The 14,792-nt window shown below is 72.3% G+C and carries 15 protein-coding genes; 4 read left to right on the top strand and 11 right to left on the bottom strand.

All coding sequences use genetic code 11. The features are described 5' to 3' along the window. Nucleotides 1–4 precede the first annotated feature (4 nt). Together ACZ3I4_RS34265 and ACZ3I4_RS34260 are read right to left on the bottom strand one after the other, a co-directional pair. Nucleotides 5–2,086, bottom strand: a complete 2,082-nt coding sequence (locus ACZ3I4_RS34265; RefSeq protein WP_465386225.1) for a transglycosylase domain-containing protein — start codon at nucleotides 2,084–2,086, stop codon at nucleotides 5–7. Nucleotides 2,087–2,168: 82 nt separating this feature from the next. After that, on the bottom strand, nucleotides 2,169–2,552 hold the full coding sequence (locus tag ACZ3I4_RS34260) for a DnaJ family domain-containing protein (RefSeq protein WP_465386224.1): 384 nt from the start codon (nucleotides 2,550–2,552) through the stop codon (nucleotides 2,169–2,171). 74 nt (nucleotides 2,553–2,626) lie between these two features. Between ACZ3I4_RS34260 and ACZ3I4_RS34255 the strand changes: the two genes are divergently transcribed. Further along, entirely contained in the window at nucleotides 2,627–2,896 is a 270-nt protein-coding gene (locus ACZ3I4_RS34255; protein WP_465386223.1) for a DUF2277 domain-containing protein, read from the top strand. Here the strand turns inward: ACZ3I4_RS34255 and ACZ3I4_RS34250 are convergent. The 4 genes from ACZ3I4_RS34250 to ACZ3I4_RS34235 all read right to left on the bottom strand — a co-directional run bounded on the left by ACZ3I4_RS34250 (nucleotide 2,884) and on the right by ACZ3I4_RS34235 (nucleotide 6,868). Continuing rightward, on the bottom strand, nucleotides 2,884–3,675 hold the full coding sequence (locus ACZ3I4_RS34250) for a GntR family transcriptional regulator (RefSeq protein ID WP_465386222.1): 792 nt from the start codon (nucleotides 3,673–3,675) through the stop codon (nucleotides 2,884–2,886). The two genes, ACZ3I4_RS34255 and ACZ3I4_RS34250, sit on opposite strands and share 13 nt — an antisense overlap. Continuing rightward, nucleotides 3,575–4,366, bottom strand: coding sequence for a tryptophan synthase subunit alpha (gene trpA / locus ACZ3I4_RS34245; RefSeq protein WP_465386221.1), 792 nt, complete (start codon nucleotides 4,364–4,366; stop codon nucleotides 3,575–3,577). The genes ACZ3I4_RS34250 and trpA overlap by 101 nt, the downstream gene beginning before the upstream one ends. A gap of 128 nt (nucleotides 4,367–4,494) precedes the next feature. After that, nucleotides 4,495–5,652 carry a tryptophan synthase subunit beta gene (trpB, locus tag ACZ3I4_RS34240; protein WP_465386220.1) on the bottom strand — a complete coding sequence of 386 codons (1,158 nt, stop codon included), beginning with the start codon at nucleotides 5,650–5,652 and terminating at the stop codon, nucleotides 4,495–4,497. Between the two features lie 79 nt (nucleotides 5,653–5,731). Beyond that, nucleotides 5,732–6,868, bottom strand: a complete 1,137-nt coding sequence (locus ACZ3I4_RS34235; protein ID WP_465386219.1) for a LolA family protein — start codon at nucleotides 6,866–6,868, stop codon at nucleotides 5,732–5,734. 103 nt (nucleotides 6,869–6,971) lie between these two features. Here ACZ3I4_RS34235 and ACZ3I4_RS34230 point away from each other — a divergent pair, with 103 nt between their 5' ends. The 3 genes from ACZ3I4_RS34230 to ACZ3I4_RS34220 all read left to right on the top strand — a co-directional run bounded on the left by ACZ3I4_RS34230 (nucleotide 6,972) and on the right by ACZ3I4_RS34220 (nucleotide 9,814). Further along, the gene (locus ACZ3I4_RS34230; RefSeq protein WP_465386218.1) at nucleotides 6,972–7,634 is read left to right on the top strand and encodes a response regulator transcription factor; all 663 of its coding nucleotides are present in this window, start codon (nucleotides 6,972–6,974) and stop codon (nucleotides 7,632–7,634) included. Then, nucleotides 7,631–8,983, top strand: a complete 1,353-nt coding sequence (locus ACZ3I4_RS34225) for an ATP-binding protein (RefSeq protein ID WP_465386217.1) — start codon at nucleotides 7,631–7,633, stop codon at nucleotides 8,981–8,983. The genes ACZ3I4_RS34230 and ACZ3I4_RS34225 overlap by 4 nt, the downstream gene beginning before the upstream one ends. A gap of 81 nt (nucleotides 8,984–9,064) precedes the next feature. After that, nucleotides 9,065–9,814 carry a YcnI family protein gene (locus tag ACZ3I4_RS34220; RefSeq protein WP_465386216.1) on the top strand — a complete coding sequence of 250 codons (750 nt, stop codon included), beginning with the start codon at nucleotides 9,065–9,067 and terminating at the stop codon, nucleotides 9,812–9,814. A gap of 6 nt (nucleotides 9,815–9,820) precedes the next feature. Here the strand turns inward: ACZ3I4_RS34220 and ACZ3I4_RS34215 are convergent, their stop codons facing one another. The 5 genes from ACZ3I4_RS34215 to ACZ3I4_RS34195 form a co-directional block, all read right to left on the bottom strand. Then, nucleotides 9,821–10,984 (bottom strand): hypothetical protein, encoded by a 1,164-nt coding sequence (locus tag ACZ3I4_RS34215; protein WP_465386215.1) that lies wholly within the window; start codon nucleotides 10,982–10,984, stop codon nucleotides 9,821–9,823. Then, nucleotides 10,981–12,204, bottom strand: coding sequence for an ATP-binding protein (locus ACZ3I4_RS34210; protein ID WP_465386214.1), 1,224 nt, complete (start codon nucleotides 12,202–12,204; stop codon nucleotides 10,981–10,983). Before ACZ3I4_RS34210 ends, ACZ3I4_RS34215 begins: the two co-directional genes overlap by 4 nt. An 88-nt stretch (nucleotides 12,205–12,292) precedes the next feature. Then, the gene (locus ACZ3I4_RS34205) at nucleotides 12,293–13,270 is read right to left on the bottom strand and encodes a C40 family peptidase (protein ID WP_465386213.1); all 978 of its coding nucleotides are present in this window, start codon (nucleotides 13,268–13,270) and stop codon (nucleotides 12,293–12,295) included. Between the two features lie 198 nt (nucleotides 13,271–13,468). Further along, nucleotides 13,469–14,377 (bottom strand): M56 family metallopeptidase, encoded by a 909-nt coding sequence (locus ACZ3I4_RS34200; RefSeq protein WP_465386212.1) that lies wholly within the window; start codon nucleotides 14,375–14,377, stop codon nucleotides 13,469–13,471. Between the two features lie 10 nt (nucleotides 14,378–14,387). Continuing rightward, nucleotides 14,388–14,738, bottom strand: coding sequence for a BlaI/MecI/CopY family transcriptional regulator (locus tag ACZ3I4_RS34195; protein WP_465386211.1), 351 nt, complete (start codon nucleotides 14,736–14,738; stop codon nucleotides 14,388–14,390). Nucleotides 14,739–14,792: the final 54 nt, after the last annotated feature.

Below are 14,792 nucleotides of genomic sequence, written 5' to 3'. Positions count from 1 at the left end.
TGAATCACCCGCCGTACGCTGTCCGGCCGCTCGGCGGTGCGAACTTCTCGTACGCGTAGTCACCGGCCGCGGCGTGCAGGGTCCGGGCGACCGCCGTGACCACCCGCGGCTCGGCCGCGCCGCCGACCCGATCGGACGGGTCGGCCGGATCGGCGGCGATGCCGGCCGCGGCCACGGACGGGGTGAAACCGACGAAGGTCTCGGTGCGGTTGTCCTCGGTGCTGCCGGTCTTGCCGGCCACGTCCTGACGGCCGAAGATCTCGCCCACCTGCGGTGCCGTGCCGCCGTCGCACTCCCCGAAGCTGCTCTGCCGGCCGACCGGGCAGCGGGCGGCGTCGGTGGCGGCCCGGGCGATCGCGGGGTCCAGCACCTGCGAGCAGTTGGCGGGCAGGACGACCCGGGCGCCGCCGGGCCGGGTGATCGACTCGACCGGCCGCGGCGCGCAGTATCGACCGTCAGCCGCCACGGTCGCGTAGGCCGAGGCCAGCTCGAGGGGCGTGGTGTCGATGACGCCGAGGGTGAACGACCCCCACGAATCCGCGCTGCCGGCGGCCATCCGCGCGTCGGCCGGTGCGCTGAAGCTGATCCCGAGGCGCTTGGCCATCGCGACCACGGCGGCCGGCCCGACCTGCTCCTCCAGGTGCACGAAGTAGGTGTTGACCGAGCGGCCGAACGCGGTCCACATGGTGCGGTAGCCGTCCATCCAGCCCGGGTTGGCGTTGCCGGGACAGTACCGGCCGTCGCAGCTGTCCGGGCCGGAGGCGGGCCATTCGGTGACCAGCCTGGCCGGCGAGTCGTACCCGGAGGCGAGCGGCATCCCGGCCTCGAGCGCGGCCAGCATCGTGAACATCTTGAAGGTCGAGCCGGACGGATACCCGCTCACCCCTCCCCCGCCGCTGATCAGCGGGTTCATGGTGCGGGCGATCGAGTGGCCGGTGCCGTACTCGCGGTTGACGGCCAGCGCGAGCACCCGGCCCGTGCCCGGCTCGACGACGGCGATCGGCAGGGTCTTGGCGTCGCGGAGCGGGTAGACCGCACGGGCCTGCTCGGCCGCGACCTTCTGCACGCCCGTGTCGAGCGTGGTGACGATCGTGTAGCCGCCGCGGCGCAGCGCGTTCTCCCGTTCGGTCCTCGTCGCGCCGAACTGGGTCTGGGTGTCCCACCAGCGCTCGAAATAGTCGCAGAAGAAGCCCCGCCCGTCGGCCCGGCCGGTGGCGTCCACACACCCGTTGGGCTGGGCCTGCCCCAAGAACTTCAGCTTTTCCCGTACGGCCGCGTCGCGCTGGGCCGGGGTGATCAGGCCGGCCTTGAGCATGGCGCCGAGGACGTACGCCTGGCGTTCCCGGGCCCGGGCGCGATCGCCGCCGATCGGGTTGTCGGCGTCGGGCGACTGGACGATGCCGGCGATCAGGGCGGCCTGGGCCAGGTCGAGCCGGGCCGGGCTGGCCCCGAAGATGCGGCGGGCGGCGGCCTCGATCCCGTACGCCCCGTCGCCGAAGTACACGATGTTCAGGTAGTTCTGCAGGATCTGCTGCTTGCTCAGCCGCGACTCGAGCTCGACGGCGTACTGGATCTCGCGCAGTTTGCGGGCCGGGGTGTCCTCGGTCGCCGCAGCCCGCTCGGCCGTCGTCAGCGTCGGGTCCTCCTTGAGCACGTTGCGCACCAGCTGCATGGTCAGCGTGGACGCACCCTGCTCGGCCGAGCCGCGGCGGGCGTCCGAGACGAGCGCGCGGGCCACCCCCTTGAGGTCGACCCCGCCGTGCTCGTAGAAGCGGGTGTCCTCGGCGGCGACGATCGCGTTCCGCATGACCGGGGCGACCTGGGCCAGCGCGACGTCCTGCCGGTCCTCGTCGTAGAACGTCGTCAGCAGCGTGCCGTCACGGGTGTAGACGCGGGTCAGCTGGGCCGCGGGCGGGTCGAGCAGCTGGGCCGGAAGTTCCTCGCGCTGCTTCTCGCTCCAGTGCGCGCCGGCCGTCAGCACCGCGCCGGCCGGGATCGCGGCTACGGCGACGAGCACGCCGATCAGCACCAGCACTCCGCCGAGACGGGCCAGGGCCCCCGGTTTCGAGGTGTTCAGGGCGTTCATCGGGGGTCCTCCGGCGGGGCTCAGCGCAGTCGTCGACCAATTCGGTAACACCGCTTTCTGAGAACCAGCTGGGTTCGGGCCGTCAGCGCCGTGACCGCCAGCCCTCGACCACACGGTCGGCGTCGAGACTCGGGATGATCACCGGCGGGCCGTCCATCAGCCCGACCGTGGCCTTGCGGATGCGCTCGTTCAGCTCGGCGACGTAGGCGCGGACCTCACGCTCGGCGGGCAGCCCGTCGACCTTGGCCTCGAGATCCTCGGTCTCGCGGCGCACGGCCAGCGTGGGCGGGATCACCGCGGCGGTCGCGCCCTCGCGTTCCAGCCAGTCCTTCACCCACCAGTCGTCCTCGTAGTCCCGGCCGTGGCCGGGCAACGGCTTGCCCTTTCCGGGCAGGTTGTCGAACTCGCCCCGCTCCGCTGCCTCACGCAGCTGCCGGTCGATGGCGGACTCGTACCAGTGAGTCATGCGTCCATCGTATTTCGTCGTACCCGTGGCGTAGCTTGGCGGAAGTCGCGTTCCCGTCGCCCGGAGGTCCCGCCGTGTGCCGCAACATCCACCAACTGCACAACTTCGAACCGCCCGCGACGCCGGACGAGGTGCACGCCGCCGCCCTGCAATACGTGCGCAAGGTCGCCGGCAGCACCAAGCCGTCGCAGGCCAACCAGGCCGCATTCGACCGGGCGGTCGCCGCGGTCGCCGCCGCCACCGCCGAGCTGCTCGAAGAGCTGGTCACCACCGCCCCGCCGAAGAACCGCGAGGTCGAGGCGATCAAGGCGCGCGCCCGGGCCGAGAAGCGCTACGCCAGCTGAGCCCAGCTGATCGACAGGCCGGTGACCGCCCGCTCGGTGCGGATCTCCATCATCGTGCCCAGGATCGTCGCCCGGTCGGCCACCAGGGCCCGGTCGTCGAGGCCGTAGGTAACGCGCTCGGAGAGAAACGCGGGCGTGCCCGCCGGCTGCCGCAGCAGGGCGGCGGTGGTCTGGTCGAGAGCGCCCGGCCGCACGGCCTCGCTCGCCCGGTGCACGGCCACCCCGTGGTCGGCCAGCGCCTGATAGAGCGAGGTGCCGCTGAGGTCGGCCTCGGCCAGCACGGCGCCGCGGATCCACGACACCTGGTGCACCGCGGGCCGGCCGGCCAGCAACCGCAGCCGTTCGAGGCGTACGGCCGGGGGCCGCTCGCCCAGATGCGCCGCCGCCCACCCCGGAGGCGTGCCCACCGCCTGCCCGAGGATCTGCGTGGTGACCAGGTGACCCTGGGCCCGCAGATCCTCGGCGAAACCGCGCAGCGAGTCGAGACGGTAGGCGGCGCGCGGCTCGGCGACGAAGGTGCCCCGGCCGGGCTGCTGGGAGAGCAGACCGTCGGCCTCGAGCTGCTGCAGCGCCTGCCGCAGCGTGGCCAGCGTGACGCCGTAGGAGCCGCTCAGCTCCTTCTGCGGGGGCAGGGCCGAGCCGGGCGGCAGCTCCCCGCCCCGGATCTTGGCGCTCAGGTCAGCCGCGATGACCTGATACTTCGGAATACGAGGCGTGGTCAGCGGTGGCCTCCTGGTCGGCGCGGTCGAGGGCGGCGCGCAACGCCGTGACCTCGGCACCCAGGTCGGCCGGCGTGGCTCCGTCGAGAACCCTACGCATCAGGGCCGAGCCGATCACCACACCGTCCCCGGCGCGTCCCGCCTCGGCCACCTGCTCCGGCCCAGACACCCCGAAACCGACCAGCACGGGCAGCGTGGTGACGGCCTTGATCCGGGCGGCCAGGGTGGCCGCCGAGGAGGCGAGGGCGTCACGTTCGCCGGTCGTGCCCATGCGGCTGATCGCGTAGACGTAGCCGCGGCTGCGAGCCACGATCTCGGCCAGCCGGTCGTCCGGCGTCACCGGCGCGACCAGCAGCGTCAGCTCGATGCCGGCCCCGGCGGCGGCGGCCTCGACCGGGCCGGCCTCGTCCAGCGGCAGGTCGGGCACGATCAGCCCGCGGAACCCGGCCTCGGCCAGCTGCCGGCAGAACACCTCGGCGCCCGGCCGGAAGACCAGGTTGGCGTACGTGAAGGCGATGAGCGGGACGCGTACGGGGGCGGCTTTGATCTCGGCCAGCAGCGAGCCGACCGTGACGCCGCGGGCCAGCGCCCGGTCGGAGGCCTGCTGGATGGTGGCGCCGTCGAGCATCGGGTCGGAGAACGGCAGCCCGATCTCGACCGCGTCCGCTCCCGCCTCCTGCAGCGCGAGCAGGTAGTCGATCCAGTTCGGGGTGACGCCGCCGGTCAGATACGGAACCAGGAGCTTTTTCATGCTGTCCACCCGGGCATGCCCTCCTGGCCCTGCGGGCGCTTCGCTGACTCCGGTGCAGTCGCTCATGCTGTCCACCCGGGCATGCCCTCCTGGCCCTGCGGGCGCTTCGCTGACTCCGGTGCAGTCGCTCATGCCACCTCTCCCAGCGTCGCCATGTCCTTGTCGCCGCGCCCGGACAGGGTGAGGATCACCCGCGAGCCGGTGGGCAGCAGCGGGCCGCCCGCCTCGCGCAGGATCCAGGCCACCGCGTGGGCCGATTCGAGGGCGGCGATGATGCCCTCGGCGCGGGCCAGCCGGCGCACCGCCACGACCACCTCGTCGTCCTTGACCGAGTGGTATTCGGCGCGGCCGGAGGCGTGCAGGAAGGCGTGCTCGGGGCCGATGCCCGGGTAGTCGAGGCCCGCGGCGATCGAGGTGGCCTCGGCGACCTGACCGTCCGCGTCCTGCAGCACCATCGAGCGCGCGCCGTGCACGACGCCGGGCCGGCCGAACGAGATGGCCGCGCCGCCCGCCGCCTCGACCCCGACCAGCCGGGCCGGGGTGTCCTCGAAACCGGCGAAGGTGCCGGCCGCGTTCGAGCCGCCGCCGACGCAGGCCACCACGACGTCGGGAACGTACGGGCTCTGCTTTCGCGCCTCGTCCCCGATGACCCGCTGCAGTTCCCGCACCATCCACGGGTACGGGTGGGGGCCGCCGACCGAGCCGAGCAGGAAGTGGGCGTCGTCCACATCGGCCACCCACGCGCGCATCGCCTCGTTGGTGGCGTCCTTGAGCGTACGGCTGCCGGTCGTGACCGGGACGACGGTGGCGCCGAGCGTGGTCATCCGCAGGACGTTGAGCTGCTGGCGCTCGATGTCCCGCTCCCCCATGAAGATCGTCGCCTCCAGCCCGAGCAGGGCGGCGGCGGTGGCCGCGGCGACCCCGTGCTGCCCGGCGCCGGTCTCGGCCAGGATGCGGCGTTTGCCCATGCGGCGGGCCAGCAGCGCCTGGCCGAGCACATTGTTGATCTTGTGGGAGCCGGTGTGGGCCAGGTCCTCGCGCTTGAGCAGCAGCTCGATGCCGAGCTGGGCCGAGAGGTTGCGGGCCGGGGTGAGCGGCGTCGGGCGGCCGGCGTAGACGGCGAGCAGGTCGTCCAGCTCGGCGCGGAACGCGGGGTCGGCCCAGGCGTCGCGGAAGGCCGTGGCCAGGGTGTCGCAGGCCGGGACGAGCGATTCGGGAACGAACCGGCCGCCGAAGTCGCCGAAGCGACCGGCCGCCGGTTCGTGATCCAAAGAGCGGGTGGGCATCACGCCTCCAAAGTTCTAGAACTCTCCTGGGCAGTGTTGCACAGATGCCCGGGAGAGTTCTAGAACTATTGGAGACCGGTTACTTCTTGGCGGCCGCCTGGTACAGCGTCTCCGGCGCGACCGCACCCGCGAAGACCCGGCCGTCGTCGGTCACCAGCACGCTGAACAGCGACCCGGCGAAGAGCCGGCCCTTGCCCCACGTCCCGCTGGCCTCGGGCAGCATGCCCAGCATCCCCTCGGCCTGCTTGGCTTCGTCGCTGCCGGCGGCGTCGGTCTTGGGCAGCGTGGCCGTCACGATGGACGCCCAGCCCTCGCCGATCACCTTCGGGCCCTCGCCCCGGGCCTGAGCCTTCTCGAGCTCGGGGTTCTTCTCCTTGGCCGACTTCTCGATGTCCTTCTCGATCTGGCCCTTGTTCGCCTCGGTCACCTTGGTGCCCGGCGGCGGGTTGAAGACGAACTGCTGCGCATCGGGCGTGTCGAAGCTGATCTGCTGGAACGCCACCCGGATGGCCGGGCTGGTCGCGTTCTTGGCGTAGACGTCCACGCGCAGCGGAATGTGCTTCTCGGCGTCGATCGCCAGGCGCACCTGGCCGATCAGCGACCCCTGGGCCTTGGGGCTGAGCACCAGCTCGTACGCGTCCCGCTCGGCCACCTTGGCCGCGCCGGTCGTGCTGACCGCGGTGGTGTCGTCGATCGCCGCCAGCGCCGCGTCGGCCGCCTCCTGCGGCGTGGACGGGATGCCCGAGGGCAGCGCCTCCGGCCGGTGCTGCTTCTCCGCGCCGGCCGGCACCTTGAGGTGCGTGGCCGCGCTCTCCGCCGACTGCCAGAACCACACGTCCGGGCCGTTGCGGATGACGTCGGTCTCGCCCTGGGTGCCCAGCAGCGCGATCCGGGCCTTGTCCTCACCGGCATACCAGACCCGCGCGGTGTTGCTGCCCGCGACCAGGCTGGCCAGGCCCAGCTGGCCGGACGCGTCGTCGGTGAGCCCGGCGATCTTGGGCAGACCCAGATCGGCGCTCTGCACGATGGTGCCACTGAGACCGTCGACCTTGGCGTTCTGCAGGTCGACGAGGAGTTGCGCGGCGCTGCGCTCGGGCAGCGACGGATCGGCACTCGCGATGATCGTCCCCGCCGCGGCGCCTCCGCCGATGACGACGACGGCTGCGGCCGACGGCACGAGCCAGCGAAGCGCCGACCTTGACCTGAACACGGACACGATGTCCACCTCCCGTTGATCTGCCACAAGAGTGCGGCATCACCGCTGTGACCGGGCTGAGAGCGGCCCCTAGGGGTTGCCCCTCCCATGCAAAGGTAATGAGGTGCGGTTGCTGGTGGTGGAGGATGAGGCGCGGCTAGCGGCCGCGCTGCAGCGTGGACTGCAGGCCGAGGGCTTCGCGGTCGATGTGTCGGGCGACGGTCAGGACGGGCTCGAGATGGCCCGGCACGGCGGCTACGACGCGATGATCCTGGATGTGATGCTGCCCAGGCTGAGCGGCTATCGGGTGGTGCGGCAGCTGCGGGCCGAGCAGAACTGGGTGCCCGTGCTGATGCTGTCGGCCAAGGACGGCGAGTACGACCAGGCCGACGGTCTGGACTGCGGCGCCGACGACTATCTGACCAAGCCTTTCTCGTACGTGGTGCTGCTGGCCCGGTTGCGGGCGCTGCTGCGGCGCGGGGTGCACGAACGCCCGGTCGTGCTGCGGCACGGCGACGTCGAGCTCGACCCGGCCGAGCGCCGGGTGATGGTGTCGGGTCAGGAGGTGACGCTCACGGCCCGCGAGTTCGCGCTGCTGGAATACCTGATGCGCCGGCCCGGCGAGGTGGTCAGCAAGATCGAGCTCCTCGACCACGTGTGGGACGCGGCCATCGAGACCGCGCCCAACGCCGTCGAGGTCTATGTGGGCTACGTGCGCCGCAAGATCGGTCGGGAGCGCCTCGAGACCGTGCGCGGCGCCGGCTACCGGCTGGCAGCGGTGGAATGAGGCGGCCCCGCGAGATCAGCCTCCGGGCCCGGCTCGTGCTGGTCTCGGTGCTGGCGCTGACCGTCGGCCTGGCCGCGGGCGGCGTGCTGCTGGTCGGGGTGCTCAACTCGGCGCTGCTCCGCGCGATCAGCACCGAGACGCTGGAGACCGCGCGGGGCGTGGTCAAGCTCATCGACCAGAAGTCGCTGAGCCAGCGGATCGAGGCCAACCCGGCCATGCAGGTGCAGGTCATCGACGCGAGCGGCCGGGTGCTGGCGATCTCGGCCACCGCCGACCGGCTGGTGCCGATGCTGCACGAGGACGAGCTGCGCGGGCTGTCCGACGGCGAGGTGCGCGACATCCCGGGCAGCCGGATCGGGCTCGGCGGCGAGGCCCGCGTCGTGATGCTGAGCACCGGGCCGCCGACCGACCCGATGCGGGTGCTGGTGGCGCGCTCGACCAACGACCTGCGCCAGGGGGTGCACATTCTGCGGCTGGCCCTGCTGGTGACGTTCCCGCTGATCATCGCGCTGCTGGCGATCGTGCTGTGGCGGGCCCTGGGCGCCGCGCTGAACCCGGTGGACGCGCTGCGGGCCGGGGCCGAGGAGATCACCGGCGGCACGCGGGAGGGCCGGCTGCCGGTGCCGGAGTCGCGCGACGAGATCCATCGGCTGGCCGTCACGCTCAACGGCATGCTGCACCGGCTCGAGTCGGCGCGGGTGCGCCAGCGCGCGTTCGTGGCCGACGCCGCGCACGAGCTGCGCAGCCCGCTGACCAACATGCGTACGGAACTCGAGGTCGCGCAGCGGCTGCCCGACACCGACTGGATGGCGCTCTCGGGCGACCTGCTGACCGACGTCGACCGGCTCAGCCGGCTCGTCGACGACCTGCTGCTGCTGGCCCGCTCGGACGACGGCGGCGGCCGGGTGGTCGCGGCGCCGTTCCGCTCGGTCGACCTGGGTGCGCTGGTCGGCGACGTGGCCGACCGTTATCCGTCGGTCGCCTATGTGCGTCCGTCGGCCCCGATGGAGGTGACCGGCGAGCCCGACGCGCTGGGCCGGGTGGTGGCCAACCTGCTCGACAACGCCGTGCGGCACGCGAAGAGCTCCGTGCAGGTGACCGTGAGTGCCCACGGGACGCATCGGCTGATCACCGTGACCGACGACGGGCCGGGCATCCCGGAGGCCGACCGGCAACGGGTCTTCGACCGTTTCACCCGGCTCGACGACGCCCGGGCGCGGGACGCCGGAGGGTCCGGGCTGGGGCTGGCGATCGTCCGGGAACTGGTGCGCCGGCACGGCGGTATCGTGACGCTGAGCGATGCCGCTCCGGGGCTGCGGGTCGACGTACGGCTGCCCGCCCTGAAATAGAAAATTCGCCGGGAACTATTTCGTGGCCGGGAGCGACCAATGCCGTACGCCGGTCTGTCCCCCACGGAAGGTTCGACAAGGATGTCCCTGCTCAAGCGCTCTGCTCTGGTGGGCGCCACCGTCCTCGGCTTCACCCTCGCGCTGGCCGCCCCCGCCGCCGCCCATGTCACGGTGAACCCCGACACCGCGACGGCCGGCGGATACTCCAAGGTCACCTTCCGGGTGCCCAACGAGTCCGACAAGGAGTCGACGACCAAGATCGAGGTCAACCTGCCCGCCGAGAGGCCGGTCGCCTCGGTGTCGGTCAAGCCGGTCACCGGCTGGGACGTGGCCAGCACGGTTTCGAAGCTCGACAAGCCGCTCGAGGCGCACGGCGCGCAGATCACCGAGGCCGTCTCGAAGATCACGTGGACGGCCAAGGCCGGGTCGGAGATCAAGCCGGGCCAGTTCCAGGAGTTCGACGTCTCGCTGGGCCCGCTGCCCGAGTCGGGCGAGATGATCTTCAAGACGCTGCAGACCTACTCGGACGGCACGGTCGTGCGCTGGATCGACGAGCCGTCCACCGACGGCACCGAGCCCGAGTCGCCGGCCCCGGTGCTCAAGCTGGCGGCGGCCGCGGCCGGGGGTTCCGACAGCGGCGCCGCCGCCCCGACCGCCACGGCCGTGGCCGAGACCGCCCCGGCCGACGAGTCCGACGGCCCCGACGCGTTCGGCCTCGCCGGCCTGGTCGCCGGGGTGCTGGCGCTGATCGTGGCGATGCTGGCCTACGCGCGTTCGGCTCGTCGCCCCGCGCCCGCCGCGGCCACCATCGCTTCGCCCGACGACAAGTAGGACGTTCTATCGCGGGGCCGGGCCGTTCTTCGGTCCGGCCTCGTCGTCCCAGGCGTCGCGCAGGTCCTTCTTCGTGGTTCGCCACCACTCGCGCAGCTCGTCGGTCCAGTCGCGCAGCGCCTGCCGGCTGCCCGGGTCGTCCAGGCCCGCGCCGAGCAGCTCGGTCAGGCTGAGCAGCCACAACAGCGGTGTGACGGCCAGCGCGATCACCGGCAGCGGCCACCACGGGACCGCCTCGTAGACCGCCAGCAATCCGACCGCCGTCCCGGTGAGCGCGAGCCCGGCGAGGTCCGCCCGGCGCATCAGCGGTGGCAGCAGGCGCAGGCAGCGCCACGGCAGGCGGCCGGCCGGGACCAGCACGCGGGCCGCGAAACCGGCCATCACCGCGGCCAGCACCGCCGACACGATCCGCGCGAACAGGCCGGCCGGCTGCCACCACCAGTGGGCCACCAGCAGCAGCGCACAGACCAGGCCGGCGCTCGCGGCCAGACCCCGGCGCAGCCCGCTCAGCACACCCCGGATCGGCCAGGTCATCGAGACGACGTCGGCGCGAGCCGGGTTGTCCCGCGCCACCTCGCGCAGCGCGCGCATCGAGCGGCGCACCCGCAACCGCTCGGCGTCGAGCATGGCGATCAACCAGCGCCCGTACGCGTTGCCGGGGTCGATGGCCAGCGCCGCGCGCGCCGCGGCCAGCGCGGGCTCCCGGTGGCCGGCATCGCGTTCCACGTCGGCCACCGTGAGCAGTCCCTCGACCGAGCGCGGGGCGAGCGTGCGGCCGTGCGCGGCGGCGGCGCGGGCCCGGTCGAACTGGCGCGCGGCGGCCAGCGCCCGGGCCAGCACGAAATGCCCGGACGCGTCCTCGGGTTCGAGCCGCACGGCCTCGGCGGCCGCGTCGATCGCGTCCCTCGACCGGACGAGAACGATCAGATTTTCCGCCCGCTCCAGGTGCGCGTCGGCCAGCTGCGGCGCGGCCGCGACGGCGGCGTCGGCCCCGCGCAGGGCGGCGGCATAGTCGCGCCGCAGCCGCAGCACCGACGCGAGCAGGGTGAGCAGCCACCCGTCGGCGGGCGACTCGGCCAAGCCCTCGCGCGCGATCCGCTCCGCCTCGGCGTAGTGCCCGACCTCGGCCAGCCGCTGCGCCCGCCAGTACGCCGAGGGCGGCGAGGTCACCGGCTCTTCCGCTTTTTCAGGTAGGCCGCAAGGTCGTCGTACTCGCCGGACTCGTTGGCGAACATCGCCACGTTGCGGGCCGTGGCGAACCAGCCCTCGGTGGACGGCCGGACCTCGCGCGCGGCGGCCAGCATGTCCTGCTGGTTGATCATGCGGATCTCGCCGCTGGCGATGGAGTCGCGCATGGCGAACTCGGCCGCGGTCTCGCACACGTGGGCCAGGTCGGCGCCCGAGTAGTTCTCGGTCGCGTCGGCCACCCGGCCCAGGTCGACACCGGCCACCGGGCGGTCGCGCAGGTGGTACTGCAGGATCGCGGCGCGGGCGGGCTTGTCGGGCGGCAGCACGAGCAGGGTGCGGTCGAGCCGGCCGGGGCGGCGCAGCGCCGAGTCGATGTCCCACGGCGCGTTGGTGGCGGCCAGCACGAACACGCCGTCGTTGTTGCCGTCGACGCCGTCGAGCTCGGTCAGCAGCTGATTGACCACCGTACGCATCGACGAGGAGTTGAGCTGGCTACGCTTGTGGCCGAGGGCGTCGATCTCGTCGAGGAACAGCACGCAGGGCGCGTGCCCGCGGGCCGACTGGAACAGGTCGTGCAGGTTGCGCTCGGAGCTGCCGACCCACATGTTGAGCACGTCGGTGATCGACAAGGAGATGAACGCGGCCCCCATCTCGCCGGCCACCGCGCGGGCCAGGAAGGTCTTGCCGCAGCCGGGCGGGCCGTAGAGCAGCAGGCCACCGCGCAGGCTCTTGCCGAACAGCGTACGGAGCTTGGGGTTCTTCAACGGCCCGAGGAACGAGATCTCCAGACGCTTCTTGACCTCCTGCATGCCGCCGACGTCGGCCAGCGTGATCGTGGAGGTCTCGATGTCGAACGTACGGTCCTCGTGGCCCTGCACCGGCTCCTGCTCGTGCGAGAAGCGCGGCGGGACGATGTCGCCGAGGTCCTGCTCCATCGCGGCCCAGTCGACGCTCTGCTGCGCCGGTTCCTGCGCCGGTTCCTGCGCCGGAGCGGGCGGCGGGCCCCCGAGCGCCGAGGTCATCAGCTTCTGCGCGGCGGCGTGGCCGGGCTCGCGGGCCAGCACCTGAGCGGCGTGCCCGATCGCCTCGGCGCCCCGCCCGGCCCCCACCAGCAGCTCGGCGAGATGCAGGCGCAGCGTCAGGTCGTCGGGCCGGGCCTCGACGGCCGCGGCGAGACTGTCGATCAAGGGCGAGTCGCTCATGACACCGCATTATGCCGCGTGCCCGGCGACGATCGAAGGCCGCCGGGATCCCGCCCCGACGGCCTTCGATCAATGCTTCGACGCGTGTCTAGCCCGGTCGGCGGTAACCCGCGATCGGGCCCCGGTCGATCGTGGCCATCCGCACGTGGTCACCGGTGTGCGGGGCGTGCACGACCATGCCGCCGCCGATGTAGATGGCCACGTGATGAAGGCTGCCCGGGTAGTAGAACACCAGGTCACCGGGTTGAAGCTCGTCGGACGAGACGGGCCGGCCCTGGTTCCACTGGTCCTTCGTGTAGTGGTCGAGGTGCACCCCGACGCTCGCCCACGCCTCCTGGGTCAGACCCGAGCAGTCGTACGAGTTGGGGCCGGCCGAGCCGAAGACGTAGGGCAGGCCGACCAGGTCGCAGGCGCGCTGGGCCGCGCGACCGCCTTTGTCGTTGGTGTACGCCACCGGGCACGGACCCGTCTTGAACGGCCCGTCGTTGGCGCCCGAAGCCCCGTACGCCTGGATCCGCAGCTTCTGCAGCGAGGTGATCTTGGCTTCGATCGCCTTCTTGCGCTTGGCCAGGTCGACGTCGCGGGCGGCGACCGACTTGGTCACGACGTCCAGGTCGGCCTTGGTCGCCGCGAGCTTGTCGCGCAGGGCCGCGACGTCGGCGATCTGCTCCTGCTGGTGCCGGGCGAGCTGATCGAGATACATCAGCTTGTCGGTCAGCCCGGTCGGCGAGCCGCTGATCAGCATGGCGTTGAGCGCGCTGGGCGAGCCCTGCTTGTAGGCGTCGACCGCGAGCCCGCGCACCTGCTGCATGGCCACGTCCACCTGCACCTGCAGCGGGGTCAGCTGGGCCGTGAGCTTCTTCTGCTGGGCCCGGTTCTTGAGCAGCTTGCCGTGCACGTCGTTGTACTGCTCGATGACCGGCTCGAGCTGGTTCCACTGTTTGTCGATCTGCGCCTCGACCGAGGACGGCGAGGGCGTGGCCTGCGCGGCGGCGGGTCCGGTGAAGACGATCCCGACCGCGGCGACGGCGCAGACCAGGCTGCGTACTACTGCGGCGCGACGCACCTGCGTGTGGTTCCTTTCGTCCCTCTTCCGCCGGCCGGTCAGCTGATCGCTGATCTTCGGGGCGCGGTGATCCGTCAGATCGGCCGGGATGGACGATGGGGGGCTGCCGGACCGTGCAACACGGTACTCCCGATCATGTCCTTATCTAAAGCGGCATCAGGCCGGAACTTTGCGCACCCGGAGTTCTACGGTGAGTGACTAGAGCGGCCAGGCTTCGAGCGCTCGATCGAGCCAGGGCACGACCAGGATCACCGTGGGTAACACCAGCAGACCGACCGCCGCGGCCCCCGCGGCCACGTTCAGGGCGACGGACGGGGTGTGCGACGCCGAGAGACGATCGAGCCGGCGGCGGCGCGCGTCACCCCCGGGATCGGCTCCGACGTCCTCCGCGAGCGGGACGGCATCGGTCAGCCGCTCGAGCGCGGCCCGCAACGGCCCGGCCCCGACCCGGCGGCGGGCGGCATCGTCGGCGACCATCTCGAGCAGCAGGTGCACGGCGTCGAGCGGCCGCCGGCTGCGCAGCGGGCCCGGGACGGCCCGATAGAAAGCGGTGAACGACTCCATCACCACCTCGTGCCGGTGCCGCAGGTGGGTCTGCTCGTGGGCCAGCACGGCGTCGATCTGCGGCCGGTCGAGCACCTGAAGCACGCCGTGGCTGAGCACAACGCGGGGCTCACGGCCGGGCACGCAGTAGGCCAGCGGCAGGGCGCCGTCGAGCACGCGCAGGTTGTCCGGGCCCAGCTCGCGGTGCTGCTCGGCCCGGTCGAGCAGGTCGACGAGCATGCGGTGGCGGGCGCGGCGGGCCCGGGAGCGGCGGCTCACCCCGTACAGGGAAATCAGCAGGCGCAGGATGATCAGCGCGGCCACGGCGAGCGCGCCGATCACGGCGACCTCGGCCACCGGACGGCCCGAACCGGCGGCCCGGGTGACCTCCTCGGGGGCGGCGAGCACGACGCCGAGGGCGGCCAGCACCGCGGTCAGCGTGATCGACTGCCAGAGCACGACCGCGGCCACCGGCGCCCGGTCGGGCCAGCGCGCACCGGCCAGAATGCCGGGCACGATCAGCGACAGCGTCAGGCCGAGCGCGCCCAGCAGCAGCGCGGTCACCCGGCCGGCCCTATTTCCTTTTCCCGGCGGCTTCGATGGCGGCGGCCAGCGCATCGGGCGAGAGCCGGCCGACGAAATAGGCCAGGGCCGCGTCCTGATCATCACTGGCGGTCAGCGCGTCGAGCATGACCGCGGCGGTCATCTCCTCGCGGGACTGCGCCGGAGCGTACTTGTAGGCGCGGTCGGCCTTCTGCTGGAGGACCACGCCCTTTTTGGCCAGCCGGTCGAGCACGGTCATCACCGTCGTGTAGGCCAAGTCGCGCTGACGGCTCAGGCGCTCGTGCACCTGCCGCACGGTGAGTGGCTCACCGGCGTCCCACAACTGCGTCATGACCTCGCGTTCCAAATCTCCGAGAGCCATGTGACCGAGCATACCGCCTCTACTGCACAACGTCGTACTACGTGGCGTAGTATC

The sequence above is a fragment of the Actinoplanes sp. NPDC021490 genome, from assembly GCF_055562135.1.
This window is presented reverse-complemented; position numbering and strand designations above follow the sequence as displayed.

What these genes read in the sequence shown, in the direction of transcription:
- ACZ3I4_RS34260 (WP_465386224.1), bottom strand. Translation starts at nt 2,552, where the DNA reads ATGACTCACTGGTACGAGTCCGCCATCGACCGGCAGCTGCGTGAGGCA.
- ACZ3I4_RS34220 (WP_465386216.1), top strand. Translation starts at nt 9,065, where the DNA reads ATGTCCCTGCTCAAGCGCTCTGCTCTGGTGGGCGCCACCGTCCTCGGC.
- ACZ3I4_RS34265 (WP_465386225.1), bottom strand. Translation starts at nt 2,086, where the DNA reads ATGAACGCCCTGAACACCTCGAAACCGGGGGCCCTGGCCCGTCTCGGC.
- trpA (WP_465386221.1), bottom strand. Translation starts at nt 4,366, where the DNA reads ATGAAAAAGCTCCTGGTTCCGTATCTGACCGGCGGCGTCACCCCGAAC.
- ACZ3I4_RS34225 (WP_465386217.1), top strand. Translation starts at nt 7,631, where the DNA reads ATGAGGCGGCCCCGCGAGATCAGCCTCCGGGCCCGGCTCGTGCTGGTC.
- trpB (WP_465386220.1), bottom strand. Translation starts at nt 5,652, where the DNA reads ATGCCCACCCGCTCTTTGGATCACGAACCGGCGGCCGGTCGCTTCGGC.
- ACZ3I4_RS34195 (WP_465386211.1), bottom strand. Translation starts at nt 14,738, where the DNA reads ATGGCTCTCGGAGATTTGGAACGCGAGGTCATGACGCAGTTGTGGGAC.
- ACZ3I4_RS34210 (WP_465386214.1), bottom strand. Translation starts at nt 12,204, where the DNA reads ATGAGCGACTCGCCCTTGATCGACAGTCTCGCCGCGGCCGTCGAGGCC.